1 protein-coding gene is annotated in these 605 nt (G+C 69.6%); it reads right to left on the reverse strand.

Features of this window, described 5'->3' with window-relative positions; genetic code table 11:
* A partial coding sequence (locus DBR22_RS21745; RefSeq protein WP_146187618.1) for an AMP-binding protein occupies positions 1 to 605 on the reverse strand: 605 nt, incomplete at both ends.

Raw genomic sequence — 605 nt, forward strand, 5'->3', positions numbered from 1 at the left:
CCGTTGATGAGCGGGGCGTAGGCGACGTAGGAGTGGCCGGTGACCCAGCCGACGTCGGCCGTGCACCAGTAGACGTCCGTCTCGGGGTGCAGGTCAAAGACTGCCTTGTGGGTGTAGGCGCCCTGGGTGAGGTAGCCGCCGGTGGTGTGCAGGATGCCCTTGGGCTTTCCCGTGGTCCCGGAGGTGTAGAGGATGAACAGCGGGTGCTCGGAGTCATGCCCGACGGCGGTGTGCTCGGCGGAGGCCTGCCCGACGGTGTCGTCCCACCAGTGGTCCCGGCCCTCGTGCCAGTCCACGTGCTGGCCGTTGCGCTTGACCACCACAACGTTCTGGACCGTGTGGCCGCTGCCGTCGCCCACGTGCGAGAGCGCATCGTCCACCGCGGTCTTCAGGGAGCTGGGCTTCCCGCGGCGGTAGGTGCCGTCGGCGGTGACCACGAGCTTGGCCTCGGCGTCATCGATCCGGGACCGCAGGGCCTCCGCGGAGAACCCGCCGAACACCACCGAGTGCACCGCACCGATCCGGGCGCAGGCCAGCAGCGTAATGACGGCCTCGGGGATCATGGGCAGGTAGACGGCCACCCGGTCGCCTTTGGCCACGCCGAG

Origin of the sequence: Arthrobacter sp. HMWF013 (assembly GCF_003061105.1) — a bacterium.
Lineage (GTDB): Bacteria > Actinomycetota > Actinomycetes > Actinomycetales > Micrococcaceae > Arthrobacter.